Raw genomic sequence first — 16462 nt, forward strand, 5'->3', positions numbered from 1 at the left:
CCTCGACCGCAGCAACGGCCCAGCCGCCGCTACGGCTCAGGCTGACAGCCAACGGCACCACTTCCCCATCGACCGTCCAGCCCGGCCGTCCATGATCTACGCCGCCGCACGACGGACAATCGAATCGTGCAACGAGCCGGTTCGCCTCGATACCAGCGGCACAACCCACGATTTCACGCAGCCAGGCCCGCCCGGCGAGAAAGCTGTGCCGGGCGGCTGCGTCCGCAAAGGTTCCGCCGCGCTCGCGCTCACCGGTGTCCACGGGTTCTTGCCGTCGGCCGTCCAACCGGACGGCATGGAGTTTCACGTCCCTAGCGGCCGCCGTCGATATTCCGGCTTCGCTGCTCCACGCCGGGCGTCCCGTACGGATAATCGGCGAGCTCCGGTGTGCTGACCTCGGACAACCGGCCGATCTCCCCGTCACTGAGCGTGAGGGTCGCCGCTCCCAGGTTGTCCGCCAACTGTTCGGTAGTCCGCGCGCCGAGGATCACCGAGGTGACGGCCGTTTGCTGCGCGACCCACGCGAGGGCCACCTGGGATGCGCTGACACCGCGCGTTTCCGCGATTTCCAGTACGACGTCGATGATCGCCCACGTGCGCTCCTGCGCGTTGCGCTTCTGCCACGCTTCCATGCCGCGCTCGGGATTCTCTCCGAGCCGGGTTGCGCCCTCGGGTGCGGTGTCACGCTTGTACTTCCCGGTGAGCCAGCCCCCGCCCAGGGGCGACCAGGGCAGGAGGCCTATACCGGCGTCGACCGCTGCCGGCACGATCTCCGCCTCAATCCCCCGAACCAGCAGACTGTACTGGGGCTGCAGGGTGACCGGCAGGTCCCATCCACGAGCCTTCGCGATTCCGACGGCCTTGGTGAGCTGCCAGCCGGTGTAGTTCGAGAAGCCGTAGTAGCTGATCTTGCCTGCGCTGACGGCGTCGTGCAGGAACCCAAGCGTCTCCTCAAGCGGAGTGAGCGGGTCCCAGGAGTGCATCTGGTAGAGGTCGATATGGTCGACGTTGAGCCGCTTCAGCGACGCGTCGAGCGCAAGGCGCAGGTGCCTGCGGGAGAGCCCCAGATCATTGGGGCCCTTCCCCATCGGGAACCTGCCCTTGGTCGCCAGGATCATGTCTGCAGCGGACGAGCTTTTCGCGAGCCACCGCCCGATGATCTCCTCTGACGCGCCCGCGGTGTAGACATCGGCGGTGTCAATGAAGTTGCCGCCGGCGTCCGCGTAGTCGTCAAGAATGGCATGCGACGCAGCCTCGTCCGATTCCGCTCCGAAGGTCATGGTGCCCAGCGCGTACGCTGACACCGATGTACCGCTGCTGCCGAGATTCCTGTACTCCATCAACACTCCTGTCGTTCGGTTCCACTGCGGGTTGGATTGGTCGGGATGGTCCAGTCAGTCGGTGACGGTGACTCCACGCCAGAACGCGACGTGGTCCTTGATGTTCGCGGCGGCATCCTTCGGTTCCGGGTAGGTCCAGGCGGCGTCCGGGTTGCTCTCCCCCTCTACCTCGAGGCTGTAGTAGCTCGCCTCCCCTTTCCAGGGGCAGGTGGTGTGCATGTCGCTTGGCCGCAGGAACTCCTGCCGCACGCTTTCCTTCGGGAAGTAGTGGTTGCCTTCGACCATCTCTGTGGAGTCGGACTCCGCAATCACCTGGTTGTTCCACATTGCCTTGGCCATGATGTCCTCGCTTGTTTTTGAACGGCTCGGCGCCGGCTGCGCTGTGAGCGCGGTTACACAGAGAACCAACGACGACGGTGAGCACCGCATTCCCTCCGATGAGTCATCAGGTTCCAAAGACTAAGTCATCGGGTTCCAAGAACTGATCAGGGCAGCTTGCGCAGGGTGAGGATCTGTTCGCTGCGCCCGAACGGTCCTTCGAGGTCGTGAAGGACCGACGAGGTCAGGCCGACTCCTTCGCGGCCGAACGTCACTCGGGTGTCCAGACCGAGCCATTCACCCACCGGTTGACGGTGCAGATGTACCTGAAGGTCAACATTCGGGAAGGCCCAACTGCCCGGTCCAGGAGGAACCCGGGTCGCTATGCCGTTCGCTGTGTCGATGAGTCCGATGAGCCGCGCCATGTCCGACGACGGCTGACCCTCCACGAGAGGGTGGGGCGTGCGCAGCCACACCTTGCCGTGACCGGAACGGTGACCCTTGAGCCGGCGAACATCGATGGACTGGATGTACCCACCCGGCCACTCGGCCACCGCATCGTGCTCTTCGCCCTCGGCCGGACCTGGCATTGGCTCATCCTCAAGGGCTGCCACCGGCGAGGTGTCGCTGGTCGCGAGGCGCCAGGCACGGGCTCGTATTGCAGTACGTCCTCCGTGGTTCATCTCCGCTTCGAGGAGCTCGATGGTGCGCCCAGGCCGCACCACCCGGGTTGCCACCTGCACGGTGTCGAGTGGAATGAGCCCGAGAATCTCGTACGAAATCCTCGCCATCTGCAGCTCAGGGCGCGGCTCGAATTGTTCGAGGCAGTGGGCGAGAAGCCCTGAGGCCGGCGCCATGTGCTGTTCGTGTGCGTTCCAGGCGCCCTGCGAGTGGATGGTCGCTTCGAACTGCCCGTCTCCGACGGCGCGATAGTAGGAATCTGCCATAGTGCTGATGAACACGCTCCCTTGAGTGATGACCGGAGTCCCCGCGGCAGGGGGTGGCTCAGGAGCGACAATACCCAATCGTGGCGGAAGCCGTGACGCGTTGCTCGCCCACGGGTACATTCAGTGTCCCGCCGAGGCCAGTGCTGCACACGCCGGTCTCCGGCAGCTCCAGACGGACTGCGGAAGCTGCCTGGTGATCACCTGCAATGGCGGCGACCACCGACCGCACCTGTTCGTAGCCCGTGGCCAGGAGGAAAGTTGGTGCCCGGCCGTAGCTCTTCATGCCGACCAGATAAAAGTCCTTTTCCGGGTGCGCCAGGACCTCGGCTCCATGTGCCCGAACAGTGCCGCAGGAGTGAAACTCAGGATCGATCAATGGCCCCAATGCACGTGGTGCCTCCACCGCGGGATCCATTTCAAGGCGGAGTTCACGCAGCATGTCCAGGTTCGGACGGAAGCCGGTGGCAGGGACGAGCACGTCGACCTCCACTTCGCGCTCGCCGTCCGGAGTTTCGGATCGGACGGTGAGGGCGTCGTCGTCGGTTTTGAGTGAAGTGATGGTGAACTGGGTCAGCAGTTCGACCACGCGGTCTTCCACCAGCGAGCGCAGGCGGCTTCCCAACGCACCGCGGGCGGGAAGCCCATCGAGGTCACCGCCGCCGTAGAGGCGCTGCGCCGATCCTTCCCCGCGCACCGCCCACAGGACGCGCGTTCCCGGATCTGCTTTGGCAACCTGGCCCAGACTCAAGAGGGTGTTGGCCGCTGAGTGCCCTGCCCCGACAACCATTACCCGCTTTCCCGAGACCCTCCCGCGCTCTGCTCCTGTGATGTCCGGGAGCGGTGCTGTGATGTATTGCCGCGCTGCGCGCTCCCCGGGAGCGGGCAGACCCGCCTGGCCCAGCGGATTCGGTTGGGTCCAGGTGCCGGACGCATCGATGACAGCACGTACGAGGTGGTCCTCGAGCCCGTGGGGGCCACTGACCCGGACGAGGAACGGCGTAACTTCCCGGCCCTTGGTCCTCGTCTTGTCCAGCCCATGCCGGGTCACCGCCAGAACCTCACATCCGAAGCGAAGAGCGCCAGCCACCTCGGGCAGGGCTGCGAGCGGTTCAAGATAGGACTCCACCAACTCGCTTCCGAAGGGAAGCGCAGTAGGACGCGGAACGGTCCAGCCCGTCGGTTCAAGCGCGCGGCGTGCGGCGTCGTCGATGTTGTACTGCCAGGGCGAGAACAGCCTGATATGGCCCCACTGACGGATTGAGGTCCCCACCGTGGGGCCCTTCTCGAAGACGACCGGGGTTAGTCCCCGCTCGAGCACGTGAGCAGCTGCCGCCAGTCCTACCGGGCCCGCGCCAATGATGGCGATGGGCAGTTCCTGCTGTTCAGTCATCCGTGTCCCTTCCTCGCGCCTCAGCGGCGGACCGATCCACATTGATCTGCGTCGATATAGATGATCACCACTATATCGATAGATGTCAATGCAGCGCGGCCAAGAGGGCACTCCACCCGTCCCCCGCAAATACGAAGCAGGCTTCCTAGTTTAGAGTTCTCGCATGAGCTTCAATGACAATGCGCAGTTTGATCCGTCCCGGGTAAGTGATCGCCGAGGCCGCGGAGGGCGCGGCCGGGGCGTCGCCGTCGGCGGTGGGCTGGGCGGTGGCCTCATTCTTTTGCTGTCTCTGTTCTTCGGCCCCGGCGTGGTCGATCAGCTGGGCCTTGACGGCAGCAGCGGAACGGATTCCGGCTTCACGGAGGACTCTGACCCTGCAATCAACGCCTGCCAGACCGGCGAGGATGCCAATAGGCAACTGGACTGCCGCATACTGGGGACGGCAGAGAGCCTCGACAGCTTCTGGGCCCCCTACCTGGAGCCTTACGGGATTCGGTACACGCCGCCGGGCGTTGTCCTTTTCAGCGGCCAGACTGACACGGGATGTGGCACGGCGAGCAGCGCCGTTGGACCGTTCTACTGCCCGGCGGACGAGCAAACCTATTACGACACTGCATTCTTCGACGACCTCGTGACCCGCTTCGGCGCGTCAGCCGGACCCCTGGCACAGGAATACGTCATCGCGCACGAGTTCGGACACCACATCCAGAACCTGACGGGTGCGCTCAGCGCTTCCCAGCAAGATCCCCGCGGCGCGGAATCGGGCGCCGTGCGGGTGGAACTGCAGGCTGACTGTTACGCGGGCATGTGGGCAGCACACGCAACCAGCGTTCCCGATCCCGAGTCTGGCGTTCCCTTCCTTCGGGAATTCACCAGGACCGACCTGCAGGACGCCCTGTCGGCGGCGTCCGCTGTGGGAGATGACCGGATCCAGGAGTCGACCACCGGTCAGGTCAACCCGGAGGCCTGGACCCATGGCTCGAGCGAACAGCGGCAGGCGTGGTTCCTGCAGGGGCTGGAAACTGGAGACATTGAAGCCTGCGACACCTTCGCCGCTAACGACCTCGACAACCCCTAGGCAGCGACAGGGTCAGGTTCCGCAGAACGTCCGGTAGGAACCGAAGTCATCCGGTGCACCCAGGGCGTAGCGCTCGAACCCGGACCGTTCCTCAAAGGGAGCCGTGACCGCCGCAAGGAGCGTCTCAAGCGGAGCGAGGTCGCCGTCGGAAGCGGCAGCGAGCGCCTCTTCCACGAGGTGGTTTCTCGGCACGTAGATCGGGTTGACCTTGTCCATCTGTTCCGCGGACGGGTTGAGCGCATGCCACTCCCCCAGCCAGCTGTCGAACCTCGCCGTGTCCATGAAGAACGCCCGGGCCGGCTCTGCGTTGCCCCTCGCGGCTGAACTGAGGCTGCGCAGGAAGGACGTGTAGTCGACACGGTCTTCCTCCAGCAGCGTCAGGAGCTTGCCCGCCAGCTCAGAAGCATCGACGCCGTCAGCCAGGCCCAGCTTGCGGCCCATACCCGCCGACCAGGCTTCGCTGTAGCGGGCGGGGAAACGGTTCAGGGCCTCTTCGGCGAGTGCGACGGCGTCGTCCTGGTTCTCGTGAAGCAGCGGCAGGAGGGTCTCAGCGAAGCGGGTCAGGTTCCATTGCGCCGCGAGCGGCTGGTTCGCGTAGGCGTAGCGGCCCATGGTGTCGATGGAGCTGTAGACAGAGGAGGGGTTGAACGAGTCCATGAACGCACATGGGCCGTAGTCAATTGTCTCTCCCGAAATCGTCATGTTATCCGTATTCATGACTCCGTGAACAAAGCCAATCAGCATCCATTGCGCGACCAGCGACGCCTGCACCTCGATGACCGATTCGAGAAGGGCTGGATATGGGCGGGGAGCCTTCGCCAGGTGCGGGAAATGGCGTGCGATGGCGTAGTCCGCCACACGTCGCAGCAACTCGAGATCGCCGGTTGCACGCGCGTACTGGAACGTCCCGACACGGAGGTGGCTCGCCGCAACGCGGGTCAGGACAGCTCCGGGCAAGAGCTCTTCGCGCTGCACCGGGCGGCCGGTGGCTGTGACCGCGAGTGAGCGGGTGGTCGGAATCCCCATCGCAGACATGCCTTCGCTGACGATGTATTCGCGCAGCATTGGGCCGACGGCGGCCAGCCCGTCGCCGCCTCGTGCAAAGGGGGTGCGGCCCGAACCTTTGAGGTGGATGTCCCGCAGGCTGCCGTCCGGGCCGGTGATCTCGCCAAGCAGCAACGCTCGCCCGTCCCCGAGGCGGGGACTGTATCCCCCAAACTGATGACCTGCATAGGCTTGCGCCACAGGAGTTGCGCCCGCCGGCACCCGGTTGCCGGTCAGCAGCTCGATTCCCTCCGCGCTTCGAAGGACGGCGGCATTCAGGCCCAGGTCGGAAGAAAGTTGCTCGTTCAGTACAAGCAGCTGTGGTTCCGAAAGCTCGGCAGCCTGCCAGGGCATGCCCATTTCGGGCAGATGGCGGGCGAAATGGTTGTCGAGGGTGATCGTTGACGCCGTTGAGATGCTCACCCCTGAATCAACAGCGTGCTGACTAAAAATGTTCCCTCTACGCCGGTTTCACTCTCGCGCGCGCTCCAATCTTTTCGTTATCGCTTTCCAGTTCCAGCGGGCGTATTTTGGATGTATGTCGGCGATGGGCCGTCTGCCCTGCGCCGATCCTACGGGACCGGAAAGGAGCGGGACATGTCCATCTTCCGTCGGAAAGGCAACGCTTTCGAGCGTAAGCAGGCCGCCGCTGCGTCAGCCCAGCAAAAGGACTTCCGCGAAGGGTACGTCCATATCCATGGAAGCGAGAAAAAGGCCAATGAACTGGCCATGAGGGCCTACGGTGACAAGGACAAGGACGGAAAGCCCGACGTTCCGTTCATGCCATTTCCCGGATAGACGCCGGCATCGGACTTCTGCTTTCGATAAGCGCGGTGCCGGACTGCTGTTAGATCACATTCGGGAGATAACCCGTCGTGCCCGCAATCTGGCTGAGGGCTCAGGCGGTAATGGGGGCTGACGTTCCATCAGCGCGGTCCACCACGTACGTTACTTTTGCCGGGTCCGGCCAGCCGGTGAAGGTTCCGTCGAAGGGCCCGTTTCCGTCCGCGTCCACAGCCTCGATGGTCAGCTGATCGATCTTGCCCTCGAAGACGTGCAGGAGAACATGGAGTGTCTCCCCTTTGGACCCGGAGAACTGTGCGCGGACAGGGAACACCTGATCGTGAGGCACTGCGCGTGGCAGGTCTTCGGGCACCCTGAAATGCGTTGTGGGATAGAGTGCCTCCCCCCACGAGACTTCCTTGGCAGCGCGAAGTTGTGCCAGCAGCTCCGGCGCTCCCGCCAAGTTCCCGGCGCCCAGCATGCCTTCGACCAGGCGAGACACCGCAGGATCGACCGGGCGCACGTGCTCCAGTTGATCAAGGGGAAGGGCTTCGAAGAAGGGTTGCTTGGCGGCTGCGCGATCACTCAGATATCCGGCGAACGTGAGCACCGCCGCCCCGACCGCCATCCAGCGGCGGGGGTTCCGAGCGCCTGCTTCGCGCAGCTTCTGCTCAAGGCGGCTATCGAATGCGTCGCTTGCGTCGGCGAACCGCAGAGCGAGGCCCGACGTCGCCAGACCGGCAGCACTTCTCAGAAGTACTCTTCGCTTCCGGGTACCGCCGATGGTCAGGGCGACGTAGGCACCGGCGAACACAGCTGATACGACGTGGAAGGCGCGCCGCTGCGACTCGTCAAGCCTGGAAATGTCGACGAGCTGGAGTGCCCCGATCACGGCAGTGGAGGCTACGCCGAAGACCGGCGAGGTAGCGATGGTCGTTGACATTGGAACTTCGGAATTCATGCGTCGATCCTGTCTGGGCGAGCGTACGGGTCCGATGACGGTCCTTCGGAACTCCATTGTGTACCCGGTCCGCGCCAATATGGGAGTGAAGGTCTCCGGACGCGGGCCTTTGGTTCAATCTACTATCGAGGAGACGGTCGGCTCTGCTGCGACAAACAGCGCGTGCAAGGATGCGGCGACAGGTCCAGCGAGATTGCAAGCGATCAGGGAGGCAGCATGCCGGAGGGTGACACTGTCTTCCGGCTGGCGATTCGCCTCAGGAAGTCCTTGGACGGCCGCAAGCTGAAGCGGGGAGACCTCCGCGTCCCTGCTCACGCTACGGATGCTTTGGACGGCATGCGGGTGATCGAGCATGAGACGCACGGAAAGCATCTGCTGACACGATTCGACAGCGGACTCACCCTCCACACGCACCTCCGGATGGAGGGGTCGTGGACCGTCACGTCGCCGGGCAGGAAGCTCCCGCACGCAGTGCTTTCGGACGCCCGGGTAATCCTGGAAGTCGACGGCGGTCCCACCGCGTACGGGCTGAAGCTACCCGTCGTCGACCTCCTTCCAACAAACGCAGAGAACGACGTCGTTGGGCACCTTGGTCCCGATCCGCTCAGAAGCGACTGGTCGGCACAGGAAGCAGTCAGGCGACTAGATCAGGACCTCGACCGGCGGGTGGCTGCTGCCCTCCTCGATCAGCGCAACATCGCTGGATTCGGCAATCTGTGGGCCAATGAGCTCTGTTTTCTGCGCGGGATTCACCCTGACACCGCCATGAGCCAGGTGGATGTTCCCGCGCTGGTCACGCTGGGGGCACGATGCCTGCGCTTCTCCGCCACTCAGCCCGGAGCCCTCCAGGTCACCACGGGCAACACCCGCAAAGGACAACAGCACTGGGTGGCGGGCCGGGCCGGAAAGCCGTGCTTGCGATGCGGCACGGCGATCCTGGTCAGGCCCGAAGTCCCGGGAGATCCGGAGCGACGCCGGACCTGGTGGTGCCCGCACTGTCAGCCACTCCGTTCCTCCTGATGCGACACTCTGATGGGACACTGATGGGTATGGCTGCGGTGATCCTGGGCTGGAACCCCGAACGATGGAGCTGGGACGGGACGTACGCGCGTGCGGTGAGTGAGACCCATGAGGTTGGGAGACACCTGGGGAGGTGGCCCAACGACTGTACTGAAGTTCAGCCGATAGGCACTGAAGCATGGCTGTTCGTCCAAGGGGGCGGGCCGAACCAGCGCGGTCTCATCGGCCACGGGGTGACGGTCAGCAAGCCCTTCCGGGCTCATTCCCACACCTTCGATACCGGAACCGGAAGCTACATTCAGGTGGAGTTCGATCTCCTGCTTCCCGAGGGCGACCAGCTGCGTACTGCAGAGCTCGCTGCTCGAGTGCCCGCAGTGGAATGGGAGTCGCTGAACGCCTCCGTCCAGCGCCTTCCGACCGGTTCAGAGGCGGAAGTGAGAGCGGCGTGGACCGAACATGTCATCGGCGACCACGACGGCGACACCCTGGAACCGCCGCCCGGTACCTGTCCGGAGGACGCTTTGACGCGGGTCGCTGTGAATCGATACGAACGCAACGCGGACGCCAGGCGTGTGGCGCTTGCCCATCACGGGTCACGATGCGCGGCATGCGGTTTTGACTTCGAGCAGACGTACGGAGCCCCGGGGTCCTCGTGCGTGCACGTTCACCACACGGTGCCCGTCTCCCAGCTCGGAAGAGGCTATGAGCTTGACCCGACTGCCGACCTGATTCCACTCTGCCCGAACTGTCATCACATGGCCCACCGCCGCAAGCCGGACGCCTACACGGTGGCGGAGCTCCGGGCGATGATCTCGGCAGGCGGGCACCTTCGTGGCGCGATCATGAGTGAGGAGCAGATGGCAGCCGAGGCCGCGGCGAAGACGCTTCTGCAGAACTAATCCGCGAGACACTTGGTGTATCGAGCGCTGTGCAAGCGTTCCTGACACCGGCAGTCAGCGCTTGTTCAGCTCCTCGGCGAGCATGACGATGATACCGCTGGGGCCGCGGACATAGCTGAGTTTGTAGGAGTCTTCGTATGTCGCGACACCGCGCAGGGGGTGGCAGCCGTGACTTGCGGCAACCTCCAGGGCCTCCTCGATGTCGTCGACCGAAAACGCCACGCGGTGCATGCCGATCTCATTGGGTTGCGTGGGTTCCGTCTGGATCGCGTCAGGGTGGATGTATTCGAAGAGTTCCAGCCGACCGTTGCCATCGGGAGTCTGGAGCATGGCGATTTTGGCATGGTTGCCGTCGAGCCCGACTGCAGTGTCGGCCCACTCTCCGCTGATCGTTTCACGTCCCAGGACGGTGAGTCCAAGATCCGTGAAAAATGCGATCGTCGCTTCGAGGTCGCGGACCGCGATGCCGACATTCTCGAGTCTGATGGGCATAACGTTCACGGTAGCAAGTCGAGGCAACCCTCCTCAGGGCCGGGCGCCCGATAAGCAACCGGCCGCCCTTCGGCATGATTGAAGAAGGCAAGGGACCTTTTGGTTCAATGGTTACGCTGGGTCAATGGCGACAGTTCTTCTCGTGCGGCACGGCCGCACCACAGCTAATGCTTCCGGGCTGCTGGCCGGCCGGGCCGACGGCGTCAGTCTGGATCAGGTCGGCCGCGACCAAGCGGCCTTGACAGCTGACCGACTCGCTGCTGTGCCGGCCGTCGGAGTGGTGTCGAGCCCCCTCGAACGGTGCCGGCAGACCGCTCGGTTCATCATCGATCGCCAGACTGGCTCTCCCCACGCGCCGCTTGATCCCGATATCACCGAGTGCGATTACGGCCAGTGGCAAGGCCGTACGCTCACCGATCTCGCAACCGAAAACTTGTGGTCCGTTGTACAGTCGCAACCGTCCGCCGTCACCTTCCCCGGCGGCGAGTCCATGGCCGCCATGCAGGCTCGGTCCGTGGCGGCGATTCGCCGTCACGATGCAGCATTCGAGGCTGAGCACGGACCGGGCGCGGTCTGGGTCGCGGTGAGTCACGGGGACATCATCAAATCAGTCCTCGCCGACGCGCTCGGCATGCACCTCGACCTGTTCCAGCGCATCGCTGTTGGTCCGGCCTCTGTGTCAATCGTGCGCTACAGCTCCAGCCGCCCGACCGTCCATGCGACCAACACTGACGCCGGAGACCTCTCATGGCTCGCGAATACCGGCACTTCCGACGACGCGCCGGTGGGGGGTGGCGCAGGACACACGGCGCCGCCGCCCGGATGAGCCTAAAATGATCCCATGCCTACAACTGTTCACGAGTTCGCCTGGCCTGACCGCGTCGTCATCGGCACCGTCGGCGTTCCGGGGCAGCGCACTTTCTATCTGCAGGTACGTGCGGGTAAGCAGCTCGTGAGTATCGCGCTGGAAAAGCAGCAGTCCGCGCAACTGGCCGAGAAGATTGACGAAATTCTCGACCAACTCATCACCATCGAGGGCAACCCGTTCAGTGTTCCCACGGGCACACCCATCGAACTCGTCGACAACGACCAACTGGAGACGGTCGAGGAGCAGTTCCGCACGGGCGTCATGAGTCTGGGATGGGACCCTACGACGGCGCAAATCGTCATCGAGGCTTACCCGCTCGCGGACGTAGACGCTGAGGACGAGGCGGTCCTCGACGAGGACGCCGATGCGTCCGAAGTGCTGCGGGTCAGCATGCCGGTCGGCACCGCCCGCGCCTTCGCGAAGCGCACCCGGGAGATCGTGGGCGCCGGGCGTCCGATCTGCGTGCTCTGCGGTCAGCCCATCGACGCCGACGGACACACCTGCACCATTCCCGAGGCCTGATGTCGCCGCTCGACCTGGTGACAGCCGAGCTGACGCTCACCGGCCGCATTACGACGGCGTCCAACGCCACTTTCCTCGGCAGCATCGGCGAAACGACGGTCGTATACAAGCCGATCGCTGGCGAGAAACCGCTGTGGGACTTCCCTGAAGGGTGCCTGGCGCACCGGGAGATGGCCGCCTATCTGGTGTCGGAAGCCTTCACCTGGAACGTCGTTCCTCGTACGTGGCTGCGCGATGGTCCTTTCGGGGAGGGCATGGTGCAGCTCTGGCAGGAGACGGATCCTGACCAGAGTGCGGTCGACCTCATCGCCGCAGAAGACGTCCCCGAGTCCGGCTGGAAGCAGGTCCTTGAGGGTCAGGACGAAAGTGGACGGGTGGTAGCCCTCGTCCACGAGGACACGTCGCCGTTGCGACGCATGGCGGTCTTCGACGTCGTCGTTAACAACGCAGACCGCAAAGGCGACCACATTCTTGCCAGCGCGGATGGGCACCGGTACGGCGTGGACCATGGGCTGACCTTCCACACTGACCACAAGTTGCGCACCGTGCTGTGGGGATGGCTGGGCGAGGAACTGACCAGCGACGAGCTCGACGGCGTGGATCGCATCAGCGGAGCCTTGAACGGTGAGCTGGGCCGGGAGCTAACGGACCTGCTCACCGCGGACGAAATCGCTGCGCTCGACGCGCGCTGCGCCCGCTTACGCTCAGCAGGGCGGTTTCCCGCCCCGAGAGGGAACATGTCGGCCGTGCCCTGGCCATTGTTCTAAGGGATCCGTCTCGTTCAGGTGAGTGATCAAGACTCATGTGGTCCTGCGTTATCGCCAGGCTTTGACAGCGTGAATATCCCATACCGCATCGCACCGGTGCGGTAGGCCAGGATCAGGCGCGGGACGCTCAGAACGAAGATGCTGCTGCGTGTGCCAAGGGCGAGGCGGCGGATCTGCCGATCGACAAGGAAGACCTTCGCAATTCGACGGGCGCAGATCGTCCACGTCCGCTCGACGCGGCGGCTGACGTCCTCATAGCTGACAATCTCAAACCCTGCGGCTTTCGCCATCGCCTCGTACTCCTCGCGCGTGCCCATCGACGGCAGCCGGCCTTCACGGCAGATCGGCCCCAGCAGGTGGCGCACCTTCCAATTGCTGGCATCAGTCTCGGCGAGCCACGCACAGACGACGAAGCGGCTGCCCGGCATTAGCACGCGATGCGCCTCGGCGAAGAATCCGGGCTTGTCGACCATGTGCTCGCTCGACTCGATTGCCCACGCGGCATTAGCCGACGCGTCGGGCAGCCCGTTGCCAAGCCAGTCACAGAGCTGGATGTCCACGTGGGGTGCTGGATGCGCAGCGGCGTAGGCGGCCTGCTCGGCGGAAAGGGTGAAACCGGTAACGCGCACTCCCCGCCTCACGGCGAGCTGCCTCGCGGTGGAGCCGTAGCCGCATCCGATATCGACGCACTCATCTCCGGGCGAGAGCCGCAACCGATCGCCCACCGTGTCGACCAACGCTTCGACAGCCTCGACGGGCGTTTCTCGACCCGTCGCCCATAGTCCGTGATGGACATGCTCACCCCACACCCGACGATAGATCGGGTCGAGCTCGTCATAGTGGTCCGCAACCGCGACGGCGTTCTGGTGAATATCGGGGATGATCACGCCGTCACACTACAACGTCCGTTCATGCGTCGGAAGGCCGCTCAACGTCAACAGCCCAGCGGAGGAGTCCCTTGTGGCTTGATCACTTCTTGGACTGAAGGAGGGAGGCGGCGGGGACTCGAAGGGGGAGAACGGTCCCCGCCTCGCGGGAGTGATCTCCGTCCAGACCAGGTCCCGCTGCGTTTCATTGTGAGTGGGGAACGGGCCTCGATCCATAGCTTCGGTGATTGTTACCGAAGCTGCTGCGCACATGACGCCTGGGCCCCACCCGTAGAATCCTCGAACGGCGGACAAGTTCCTCCGTATGATTGTCAGTCCTCGCCCCCCGGCCCGCGAGTCTTTAGGATTTCCTCATGTCCTGGTCCGATTTGTCCCATGAGGTGACCACCCGGTGACCGGGGTTCAGGTAGCTGTGGTTTTCTGCGATGACTTTCTCGGTCTTCGGTGTTGAAACTGTCCACGTTCCAGGACAGGTCTTGCACTTGATCGTTCCCATATCCGCCGCCCCAAAGTTAATTCTGCTGAGATGCACTTGATAACAGCATCCGGCTCTGACACTCGAGCCGTCAACGGGTTTAGTCGAGACGTGAGACTTACTTGAGGGAAGCTTGAACTTACCTGTCGGTAGGCACCCTGACCGCACCGGTCAGGGCGAGCGTAGCCTCTGTCGGCACGACTTCATCTGGGCTGGAAGCCCCCGCTTTTGTGGTTCTTCGAGGGAATCAGAACCCGGCTATGGTGTAGCCATTCCAACCGGTCCCAATCAGGTTGTTCATGATTTTCCAGCTGCGGCGCAGCCCTGCCAGCCGCTAGTTGACTGACTTCTCTCAAAGTCGGGGGGCTACGCCGATATGGGCAAGGGACTATTCATACGGGATAGTCACGAATCCATCCGTCCACTTGTCCTCACCTAGCGTCAAAGTGTCGATCATGAAGCAATCAGGTTCGTCCTTGCAGCCTGGTTGCTGGCGCGCTCTTTCGATGCGGCCTTCGGCCTCGGCTCTTGTGGCGTAGACACCCAAGAGTTTCAGGCTGTCGCCGTCCTGTTCATCCCAGGTCAGCTCGCCGTCCTCACCGAAGTGTTCCGTCGGGGAACCATCCAAGAACTTTGCATGACGGACATGCCAAACCATAAATACGTCCATGTTGGAAGTGTCTCACCGGCGCCCACCCCTCGGAGGTAAGGAGACCAACCAGCACCTGATCGAACCGGTCGGCAAGGTATAGGCACGCAGCTAGGACGCCCTGAAAGCCTGGCCGCTACTCTTTCGGGTCCTGCCAGATCAGCTGGCTCATATTGTTCTCGCCGTCGGCACGCAGGGTGACCGGGTAGCTCTGACCGGGAATGAATAGCGGGTCTTTCACGGTCAGCTTGTAGAACGAGGGCTCGATCGGCTCGCTGCCGCAGGACGGCTCGTCGGGCACCTGAGCAGGGAAAGCAGCCAACGACGCATTGTCGCCGCGGCTTTGGGCTTGAGGGGCGTTCGGGGAGACTTCGAGCGTAATCACGTCCCGAACAATCGAGATGCCATCAACGGTCTGCCCGCACTCGTGATGACCGTTTAGGAGTACGATCGCTTCCTGCGGCGAGTACACCAGCCCAGCGGAACCCTGGATCTCGTTGAAATCATCCATGTCATAGATCGACTGCCATTCAGCGTCGTCGACCGGTTCGATGGTGATCGGCTCCGTGGGCGCCGCACTCACCTCAGGGCTGGCAGCAGAGGGCGCTTCCGTGGCCTCCTGGCTTGATGCGCAGCCGGTGAGTACGGAGCTGGCGGCAAATACTGCAACCGCTGCGGTGAAAATTCTAGCCATTGAGCCCCCGCATGGTCGTAGGAATTGCTCGAAGACTACTACGCGGCGAGTCGGCTCAGGCAGCTGGCAGCATTGTTACGCGAAGAGCCGGGCGGGGCCGGTCCTAGGGGCGAAAGCGGCCCCCGGTAGGCGCTCTCGCCGAGTCGTCAGACGGCTGCTCCCGCAACCAGCGTCTGATGTGTGGCTTGCTGTTTCCTTCGAGAAAGACGGTGGGACCGCGGCCGGGGAAACCGGGCCCCACCTTTCAGGAAGTGCTAGCCGGCGTCCCGGCATCTCCTGGGTACATTCTCACTGCTGGACGATGAAATCGCACAGCAGCGGGTCACCCTCCAATTCAGGCTCGTGGCTCAGTCACGGGCAGCTGAGGTTCGGGTTGAAGGCCGCGAAGGTCCCGCTCGGGTTCTTCTCGTAAATCCATGCATGTAGCGAATGGTTGCCCGGGAAAGGCCCCTCTTCGAACGGAATTCCGGCCACCGATGGTGCCTGAGTTAGACCAACGGTCAGGAATTCGACTGCGACAAGATCGAGCCTGCCCCTGTCGTCCGGCATAAACACCAGGACCTCCGGAGCTTTTGGATCGATGACGCCGTCGACCAGGGCGCCATTCACGTAGTGGACGCCCATGGCGCCGAGGCCTGGGACCTCCACGCAAGGGCCTTCCGGTAGGTACCCGGCCTTCATCGCGTCCTCAACCTTCCTCAGGTCCTTTGTAGACTTCTTGAGGGTCTTGACGAGGTCATGGGCGGCGCGCGTCTCCGTGCCGCCTGTATGAGCATTTGCTGCACCGGGTGCAAGACCGCCCATAAGGAGGGCGGCAACCGAGGCGAGGGCGACACCAGATCGCCTGAAACTGGGCAGAGTGTGCATTTTTTGGCTCCTAGGCCTAAATCAGAAAGCATTCCAAAGTGGAGCGTGACTGACACCCCGAGCTGAGACCGCGCAGGAGGCTAGAAACGTCCTTGACGGGCCGTCCGGGACCAACGGCTGAGCAACAACAGACAGTGTAGAAGCTACCTATGGGGCCCACAAGGACCCTTCCAGATCAATCAACGAGTCAAGCTGTTTGTCGGCCTCGACAGCGGCGAAGAGTTCGAAGCGGCCTCGCTTGACCTTGCCAAGTTCGGCTACGTCGTACGCTCCACCCTGACGACCCCGGTCCGAGGCTTCATCTACGGGGAATCCACCACGGTCAGGGTCGGCTAGAGCGTTCCGCCGAAGCTAAGGCGGGCAGGACTACTGAGATCACGGTTGGGTTCATACTGATGGCATGAGCGATTGTGCTGGCTTCCTGAACTGGGTGCGGACTGAGCTGTTCGAAGCCGAACTAG

The 16462-nt window shown here is 63.4% G+C and carries 18 protein-coding genes and 1 pseudogene; 7 read left to right on the forward strand and 12 right to left on the reverse strand.

Going from position 1 to position 16462, the window contains the following annotated elements; all coding sequences use genetic code 11:
- The 5 genes and pseudogenes from RIF85_RS09785 to RIF85_RS09805 form a co-directional block, all read right to left on the reverse strand.
- Positions 1–307 (reverse strand): annotated as a pseudogene (locus tag RIF85_RS09785) (hypothetical protein); the annotation flags it as partial.
- Between the two features lie 4 nt (positions 308–311).
- Positions 312–1340, reverse strand: coding sequence for an aldo/keto reductase (locus tag RIF85_RS09790; protein WP_309071724.1), 1029 nt, complete (start codon positions 1338–1340; stop codon positions 312–314).
- 54 nt (positions 1341–1394) lie between these two features.
- A complete protein-coding gene (locus RIF85_RS09795) occupies positions 1395–1679 on the reverse strand; it encodes a DUF427 domain-containing protein (protein WP_309071725.1) in 285 nt (94 codons plus the stop codon).
- Between the two features lie 146 nt (positions 1680–1825).
- Positions 1826–2605, reverse strand: a complete 780-nt coding sequence (locus RIF85_RS09800) for a thioesterase family protein (RefSeq protein ID WP_309071741.1) — start codon at positions 2603–2605, stop codon at positions 1826–1828.
- Positions 2606–2663: 58 nt separating this feature from the next.
- Positions 2664–3995, reverse strand: a complete 1332-nt coding sequence (locus RIF85_RS09805; RefSeq protein WP_309071726.1) for an FAD-dependent oxidoreductase — start codon at positions 3993–3995, stop codon at positions 2664–2666.
- A 163-nt stretch (positions 3996–4158) separates the two neighbouring features.
- On the opposite strand from RIF85_RS09805, the gene RIF85_RS09810 reads away from it, so the two are divergent.
- Positions 4159–5073 carry a neutral zinc metallopeptidase gene (locus RIF85_RS09810; protein ID WP_309071727.1) on the forward strand — a complete coding sequence of 305 codons (915 nt, stop codon included), beginning with the start codon at positions 4159–4161 and terminating at the stop codon, positions 5071–5073.
- A gap of 12 nt (positions 5074–5085) precedes the next feature.
- Here the strand turns inward: RIF85_RS09810 and RIF85_RS09815 are convergent, their stop codons facing one another.
- Positions 5086–6540 carry a protein adenylyltransferase SelO family protein gene (locus tag RIF85_RS09815; RefSeq protein WP_309071728.1) on the reverse strand — a complete coding sequence of 485 codons (1455 nt, stop codon included), beginning with the start codon at positions 6538–6540 and terminating at the stop codon, positions 5086–5088.
- Positions 6541–6714: 174 nt separating this feature from the next.
- Here RIF85_RS09815 and RIF85_RS09820 point away from each other — a divergent pair, with 174 nt between their 5' ends.
- Positions 6715–6915 (forward strand): hypothetical protein, encoded by a 201-nt coding sequence (locus RIF85_RS09820; RefSeq protein ID WP_309071729.1) that lies wholly within the window; start codon positions 6715–6717, stop codon positions 6913–6915.
- A gap of 100 nt (positions 6916–7015) precedes the next feature.
- On the opposite strand, the gene RIF85_RS09825 is transcribed toward RIF85_RS09820, so the two are convergent.
- A complete protein-coding gene (locus tag RIF85_RS09825) occupies positions 7016–7861 on the reverse strand; it encodes a hypothetical protein (protein ID WP_309071730.1) in 846 nt (281 codons plus the stop codon).
- 216 nt (positions 7862–8077) lie between these two features.
- On the opposite strand from RIF85_RS09825, the gene RIF85_RS09830 reads away from it, so the two are divergent.
- Complete coding sequence (locus RIF85_RS09830; RefSeq protein WP_309071731.1) at positions 8078–8881, forward strand: DNA-formamidopyrimidine glycosylase family protein; 804 nt, start codon at positions 8078–8080, stop codon at positions 8879–8881.
- 29 nt (positions 8882–8910) lie between these two features.
- Positions 8911–9780, forward strand: coding sequence for an HNH endonuclease (locus RIF85_RS09835; protein ID WP_309071732.1), 870 nt, complete (start codon positions 8911–8913; stop codon positions 9778–9780).
- 54 nt (positions 9781–9834) lie between these two features.
- On the opposite strand, the gene RIF85_RS09840 is transcribed toward RIF85_RS09835, so the two are convergent.
- Positions 9835–10272, reverse strand: a complete 438-nt coding sequence (locus tag RIF85_RS09840; protein ID WP_309071733.1) for a VOC family protein — start codon at positions 10270–10272, stop codon at positions 9835–9837.
- 124 nt (positions 10273–10396) lie between these two features.
- Between RIF85_RS09840 and RIF85_RS09845 the strand changes: the two genes are divergently transcribed.
- Genes RIF85_RS09845 through RIF85_RS09855 form a run of 3 tightly spaced genes read left to right on the forward strand, consistent with a single transcriptional unit; the run spans position 10397 to position 12429 of the window.
- Positions 10397–11098, forward strand: a complete 702-nt coding sequence (locus RIF85_RS09845; RefSeq protein WP_309071734.1) for a histidine phosphatase family protein — start codon at positions 10397–10399, stop codon at positions 11096–11098.
- Positions 11099–11113: 15 nt separating this feature from the next.
- Positions 11114–11662, forward strand: coding sequence for a DUF3090 domain-containing protein (locus RIF85_RS09850; RefSeq protein ID WP_309071735.1), 549 nt, complete (start codon positions 11114–11116; stop codon positions 11660–11662).
- Complete coding sequence (locus tag RIF85_RS09855) at positions 11662–12429, forward strand: SCO1664 family protein (protein WP_309071736.1); 768 nt, start codon at positions 11662–11664, stop codon at positions 12427–12429. Before RIF85_RS09850 ends, RIF85_RS09855 begins: the two co-directional genes overlap by 1 nt.
- Positions 12430–12455: 26 nt before the next feature.
- Here RIF85_RS09855 and RIF85_RS09860 read toward each other — a convergent pair whose 3' ends face one another.
- The 4 genes from RIF85_RS09860 to RIF85_RS09875 all read right to left on the reverse strand — a co-directional run bounded on the left by RIF85_RS09860 (position 12456) and on the right by RIF85_RS09875 (position 16001).
- Positions 12456–13316, reverse strand: a complete 861-nt coding sequence (locus RIF85_RS09860) for a class I SAM-dependent methyltransferase (protein ID WP_309071737.1) — start codon at positions 13314–13316, stop codon at positions 12456–12458.
- Positions 13317–14179: 863 nt separating this feature from the next.
- Complete coding sequence (locus RIF85_RS09865; protein WP_309071738.1) at positions 14180–14461, reverse strand: hypothetical protein; 282 nt, start codon at positions 14459–14461, stop codon at positions 14180–14182.
- 115 nt (positions 14462–14576) lie between these two features.
- Positions 14577–15134, reverse strand: coding sequence for a hypothetical protein (locus tag RIF85_RS09870; RefSeq protein WP_309071739.1), 558 nt, complete (start codon positions 15132–15134; stop codon positions 14577–14579).
- Positions 15135–15485: 351 nt separating this feature from the next.
- Positions 15486–16001 carry a hypothetical protein gene (locus RIF85_RS09875; protein ID WP_309071740.1) on the reverse strand — a complete coding sequence of 172 codons (516 nt, stop codon included), beginning with the start codon at positions 15999–16001 and terminating at the stop codon, positions 15486–15488.
- Positions 16002–16462 lie beyond the last annotated feature (461 nt).

Source organism: Arthrobacter sp. (assembly GCF_031179385.1).
Classification (GTDB): Bacteria; Actinomycetota; Actinomycetes; order Actinomycetales; family Micrococcaceae; genus Arthrobacter_D.

Coding starts and splice junctions, on each gene's coding strand:
- RIF85_RS09800 (WP_309071741.1), bottom strand. CDS start 2,605: ATGGCAGATTCCTACTATCGCGCCGTCGGAGACGGGCAGTTCGAAGCG.
- RIF85_RS09790 (WP_309071724.1), bottom strand. CDS start 1,340: ATGGAGTACAGGAATCTCGGCAGCAGCGGTACATCGGTGTCAGCGTAC.
- RIF85_RS09810 (WP_309071727.1), top strand. CDS start 4,159: ATGAGCTTCAATGACAATGCGCAGTTTGATCCGTCCCGGGTAAGTGAT.
- RIF85_RS09830 (WP_309071731.1), top strand. CDS start 8,078: ATGCCGGAGGGTGACACTGTCTTCCGGCTGGCGATTCGCCTCAGGAAG.
- RIF85_RS09855 (WP_309071736.1), top strand. CDS start 11,662: ATGTCGCCGCTCGACCTGGTGACAGCCGAGCTGACGCTCACCGGCCGC.
- RIF85_RS09850 (WP_309071735.1), top strand. CDS start 11,114: ATGCCTACAACTGTTCACGAGTTCGCCTGGCCTGACCGCGTCGTCATC.
- RIF85_RS09795 (WP_309071725.1), bottom strand. CDS start 1,679: ATGGCCAAGGCAATGTGGAACAACCAGGTGATTGCGGAGTCCGACTCC.
- RIF85_RS09805 (WP_309071726.1), bottom strand. CDS start 3,995: ATGACTGAACAGCAGGAACTGCCCATCGCCATCATTGGCGCGGGCCCG.
- RIF85_RS09835 (WP_309071732.1), top strand. CDS start 8,911: ATGGCTGCGGTGATCCTGGGCTGGAACCCCGAACGATGGAGCTGGGAC.
- RIF85_RS09840 (WP_309071733.1), bottom strand. CDS start 10,272: ATGCCCATCAGACTCGAGAATGTCGGCATCGCGGTCCGCGACCTCGAA.
- RIF85_RS09865 (WP_309071738.1), bottom strand. CDS start 14,461: ATGGACGTATTTATGGTTTGGCATGTCCGTCATGCAAAGTTCTTGGAT.
- RIF85_RS09875 (WP_309071740.1), bottom strand. CDS start 16,001: ATGCACACTCTGCCCAGTTTCAGGCGATCTGGTGTCGCCCTCGCCTCG.
- RIF85_RS09820 (WP_309071729.1), top strand. CDS start 6,715: ATGTCCATCTTCCGTCGGAAAGGCAACGCTTTCGAGCGTAAGCAGGCC.
- RIF85_RS09845 (WP_309071734.1), top strand. CDS start 10,397: ATGGCGACAGTTCTTCTCGTGCGGCACGGCCGCACCACAGCTAATGCT.
- RIF85_RS09825 (WP_309071730.1), bottom strand. CDS start 7,861: ATGAATTCCGAAGTTCCAATGTCAACGACCATCGCTACCTCGCCGGTC.
- RIF85_RS09870 (WP_309071739.1), bottom strand. CDS start 15,134: ATGGCTAGAATTTTCACCGCAGCGGTTGCAGTATTTGCCGCCAGCTCC.